This is a genomic window from Nonomuraea aridisoli, assembly GCF_003236395.1.
Classification (GTDB): domain Bacteria; phylum Actinomycetota; class Actinomycetes; order Streptosporangiales; family Streptosporangiaceae; genus Nonomuraea; species Nonomuraea aridisoli.
The window spans coordinates 1-5,047 of sequence record NZ_POUD01000432.1 but is presented as its reverse complement, the minus strand read 5'-3'; the positions used below and the strand labels follow the sequence as shown (position 1 = coordinate 5,047).

2 protein-coding genes are annotated in these 5,047 nt (G+C 72.6%); both read left to right on the top strand.

The features are described from left to right. Positions 1–200: 200 nt before the first annotated feature. The gene (gene mobF, locus C1J01_RS46120) at positions 201–4,301 is read left to right on the top strand and encodes a MobF family relaxase (protein WP_181449333.1); all 4,101 of its coding nucleotides are present in this window, start codon (positions 201–203) and stop codon (positions 4,299–4,301) included. Between the two features lie 210 nt (positions 4,302–4,511). Further along, positions 4,512–5,047, top strand: a 536-nt coding sequence (locus C1J01_RS46115; protein ID WP_220040455.1) for a hypothetical protein, incomplete at its 3' end; no start/stop codon positions are given.

Genomic DNA, 5,047 nt, shown 5'->3' with positions numbered 1-5,047 from the left:
AGATGTGTTTAAGAGACAGCGTTCAGCACCGCGGCATCTGCCGCCGATCGGGCGATTTCTGTGGCCACCCCTTGACCGACGGACATACCGGGTCACATGATCGAAAAGGCGGAATGGACCAAGGTATCTGCGATACGGGCCTACCTCCGGCCGGCCCGAGCGGTCCCCTACCGACCCAGAAAAGAGGGGGTGGATCACACATGGCGTGGGTGAGTGTGATCGGCCCCCTGATGGAGCAAGTCGACTACCGGCTCCAAGACGGCGCCGGCTGCGGCATCCACCACACCGGCGACCACGAGGCCGGGCACACCGATGGCCAGGACGGGCAGATCACCTACCGGCTGGCCGACGAGCGCGGGCTGATGTGGATCGGCCAGGGCCTGCAAGAGCTGGCGCTCACCCCTGAGACACCACTTCCTGCCGGTCAGCACGACGTGGCCCGCGCCATCATGAGCGGTGAGGACCCGACCACCGGCGAGGTGCTGGTGGCCGCCAAGCACGTCACCGACCCGCGGGCCAAATTACCCGCCGCCCCGCTGAGCGAGGCCCTGCACAAGTCCGCCGCCGAGCGCGGCACCACGCTCGAGCAGCTGCTCGCCGAGCGGCCGGTGATGGCCAAGCGCGCCGCCCGGATGGCGCGCGGCATCGCCCGCCAGGGCGAGGCGCACCTGATGCCCATCAAGGACATCGAGCAACTCGCCGATACCGCCGGCGTCGACCTCGCGCAGGTGTACGGCGCCCAGGAGCTTGCGTACGCCCGCAAGTGGCGCGACGCCCGGGTACGCATCGGCAACCGCGGCTACGACCTCACCCTGGACGTCTCCAAGAGCGTGTCCGTGCTGTACGGGCTGGCCGACCGCTCCTTCGCCGCCGAACTGGAAGACGTCTTCGCCGACGCCGTCACCGAGACCGTCGCCGCCGTCGAGACGTGGGCCGCCTACGGTCAGCGCGGCCACCAAGGCGACGGGCGGCTCGCTGAGCGGGCCGACTCGACCGGCCTGCTCGGGTGGGTGATGTGGCACCGCACCGCGCGGCCGGTCGGCCAGGCGGCGCCGGATCCGCACCTGCACGCGCATGTGACGATCGCCAACATGGTGCGCGGCCGCGACGACGGCCGGTGGTCGGCGATCGGCGCCGGCGGCCGCGACATCCACCGGCACGCTCATGCCGCCGACGCGCTGCTCAAGGCGCGCATCCGCCGTACGTTGACGCAGCGCTACGGCATCGGCTGGAAACGCGACGAGCACACCGGCGCCTGGGAGATCGTGTCGATCCCCGAGCGCGTGCGGGCGTTGTTCTCCAAGCGCGACCGGCAGGTCAAGGCGCTGCTGGCCAAGCTCGGCACCAGCTACGGTCAGGCCTCGCGCGAGGCCAAGAAGGTCGCCTCCGCCGAGTCCCGCCAGGCCCGGGCCACCGAACGGGAAGAGGTGGACCTGCGCGGGGACTGGCACCGCCAATGCGCGGCCGCCGGCGTCGACGCCGCGGCACTCGTGCACGAGTGCCGGCACGGCCGCGCGGTGTTACCCGAGCGGCCCAGCGCCCAGGAGATCGCCGCGTGGATCTGGCGGCCCGAGCACGGACTGACCGCGCACCGCAAGGTCGTCACCCGCGCCGACGTGCTCGCCGCCGTCATCGATGCGCTGCCTGACGGCGTGCGGGATCTGGCCGAGGCCGAGGCGCTCACCGATGAGGTCCTGGCGCTCGCGCCCGCCGTGCGGCTGCCCCCTGCCGGCGCCAGCCATCTGACCAACGCCGACCGCTACACCTCCGCCGACATCCTGCAGGCCGAACAGGCGATCCTGGACACCGTCCGGCGCCGCTACGACACCGGCGCGGCCGTCGTGGACGCCGACGCGGTCCGGCTCGCCATCGACGCCTTCCAGGTCACTCACGGCCTGGAGCTCACCGGCGAGCAGCGCGCCGCGCTGGAGCGGATGCTCACCGCCGGGCACGGCGTGGAAGCGGTCATCGGCGTGCCGGGCGCGGGCAAGACCACGCTCATGGCCGCCGCGCGCACCGCGTTCGAAAGCCGCGGCCTGGTGGTGCGCGGGGCGGCCACCGCGGCGGTGGCCGCCGCGAACCTGAGCGCCGAATCAGGCATCTCCGCCCACACGATCGCCACCTGGCTGCAGCGCATCACCGACCCGGAGCGGCCCGGCCTGACCGGGGTGGACGTGCTCGTGGTCGACGAGGCCGCGATCGTCGACGACCGCGAGCTCGCCACGCTGCTGGGCGAGGCGGAACGCACCGGCACCAAGGTGGTGCTCATCGGCGATCCGGTACAGCTGCGCGCGGTCGGCGTCGGCGGCGGCTTCCGCGCCGCGCACCGGCAGATCGCCGGGCTGACCCTGCGCGAGAACCGCCGCCAGCGCGACCCGGTTGAACGCCGGGCGGTCGAACTGTGGCGCGCCGAGCGGCGGCACGAGGCCCTGCGAACCTGGGGCGACGGCGGCCGCGTGCACGCCGGGCGCGGCGCGGCCGACACCATGGCGCGCCTGGTCGCCGACTGGGCCGCCGCCCGCGAGCCGTACCGCACCGGCACCCCCGAGGCGGTACACGACGAGCTGGCCGGCGTCCTAGTGCTCGCCGGCACCAACGCCGCCGTCGACCGGCTCAACCTCGCCGCCCGCGCGGTACGGCGGGAGCTCGGTGAGATCACTGGCCCCGATCGCGTCTACCGGGTCGCCGGCGGCCGGAGCATCGCCCTGGCCGTCGGCGATCACGTGCGGGTACGCCGCAACGACTACCGGACCCGCCGCGGTGAGGCGGATCTGGATGTGCTCAACGGCTTCCGCGGCCGAGTGACGGCCATCGACGAGCGCGGCCGGGTCCAGGTGGAATGGCGCCACACCGGCCCCGACGGGCCGGCCCTGGCCAGCCAGTGGATCAGCCCGGCCTACATCGCCGAGGGCGGCCTGTCGTACGGCACCGCCATGACCGTGGCGGCCGCCCAGGGACTGACCGCCCAGCACGCGCTCATCTACGGCATGGGCCTGGACCCGCACACCCTGTACTCGGCGATGACCCGCGACCGGGAAACCGCCCGCCTCTACCTGCCGCGCGAGCTGCTGGAGACCGACGCCGATCGCGTCCGCCACGGCCGGGTACGCGGCGAGGCCGACGAACTGCGGCGCGCGCTGGCTGCTTACGCCGCCACCTTGGAGGGTGAGCGCGCGGACGCGTTCCTCACGCCCGAACCCGACCCGGTCGCGCCCCGCACCAGCGAGGAGACCGCCGGCCTGGCCGCTCGGGACGCGCGACGCGAGGAGCCGCACCGTGCGGCCGAACACCACCGTGCGGAGCTCGACCTCGAGGAAGACGGGCAGCCGGATTCGGCAGGTTCCCCCACCGTGGACCCTGATGGAGCCCACCGGGGCGATGCCGAGCAGCAGGCGCGTACCGCCATCCGCCGCGCCGCGGCGCTGCTGGCCTTGTCGCAATACCGCTACGGCGTGGGCCTGCTCACCGACGCCGAGCTCGATGCGCGCATGCGACAGCTCAGCGAGGAGATCGCGGCTGCGAACACCACGCTGCAGGCAGCCGAGCACGACAAGGAGCGCATCGCCCGCGAAGGCGGCGGCCGCGCCGAGCGCGAACTGATCTCCAAGCGCGAGCAGTTGGCCGAGCAGGTACGCCGGGTGGAGCAGGCAGCCCAGGCGGCCGACCGCCTCCGGCACCTCCGCCAGACCATCAGCGAGACCCGGCAGCAGCTGGAGGAGCTGCGTCAGCGCGAGCAGGCGATCACCAGCGAGCTCGACGCCCTACGGCCCTGGTCCCGGGCCCGCCGCCGCGAACTGGAAGCGGAACTGCCCGAGGTCCGTAGCAGCCAGGCTCGCCGGCACGAACACCTGCTCCAGGTCCTCGATCAGAGCACAGGCGTCGAGCAGATCGCCCGTCAGACCGCCGAGCAGGCCCCCGCGCCGGTCACCTGGCCGCTGGTCCGGCGTCACCACGCCGACCTGGAGCGCGACTTCGACGCCGCCCGCCGCGGCGCCCGCAGTAGCGATGTCACCGAGGCCGCCCGGCGTGCCGAACAGGCCCGGGCGGCCTGGGCCGGCCTCCAGCAGGAACTGGCCGCGGCCAGGGACGAGGCTGCCCGGCGCGCCGATCTCCCGCCCGACCAGCGCGATATCGAGCAGGCCGCCCGCGCTGAGCACGCCGAGCGGCAGCACCAGATGGCCTCGGAGCGGGACCCGCTCGGTTCTGCCGACGGTGCCCAGCGCGCCCTCGCACACTCCCGCTGGCAGCCACCGCAACGCGATCGCAGCGCTGTCGAGCACGGCCGGGACATCGGTCGGTAACTACGCATCTTCGCTGTTTGAGACGGCCAGCCAGCGAGCGAATTTCGACGTTCCAACCCGGTCAGGGCCTTGCATCCGGGCAGCGCCACGATGATGGAGCTTCCTGCGCTCAGGGGTTCGGCGTGTCAGCTGCAACGGAAAGCTGATCGGCTGCGATGTTGGTACTGCGGGTCGTGCAGGCCGTCGTCTTGATCATGCGGGAGTGCAGTGATGGTGGATCTCGGTTTCGTCGGCCCCAGCCGTCCGGCCAACGACTACCGCTTCGTCGAGGTAACCGACGGCGACACCCCGAAGATCGAGATGTCGATCCGGATGGTGTCGATCGACACCCCGGAAAGCGAGTTCGGCGGCAGCCCGCCCACCGCCCAGGCGACGCTTGAGCGGGCCAAGGCCCGCCTGCAGGACGGCACCTACAACGCCCTGCCGCAGGACCTGCGCGAGTACCTCATCGCGCGCATCACCCCCGATGCGGCGCAGCGTCATCTGAGCGCCGGCAAGCTGGCCGCCGAGGCGCACAAGAGCATGGTGCACACCCGGCTGAAGCGGCCGGACGGCTCACAGCGCAAGCTGGCGGTGATCGCCACCGGCGAGTTGGTGGAGGGCAACGGCCGGCTGCTGGCCTACACCGCGCCGTGGTTCTCCGGCACCGCCTCCGACCCGCTGCCGCCGCGTGAGCACCCCGACCGGCGTACCTTCAACCTCGACATGGTCGCGCTCGGCTGGGCCGCCACCTTTATCATCTACCC

Excerpts from the sequence above, each read along its gene's own strand:
- mobF (WP_181449333.1), top strand. The coding sequence starts at position 201 with ATGGCGTGGGTGAGTGTGATCGGCCCCCTGATGGAGCAAGTCGACTAC.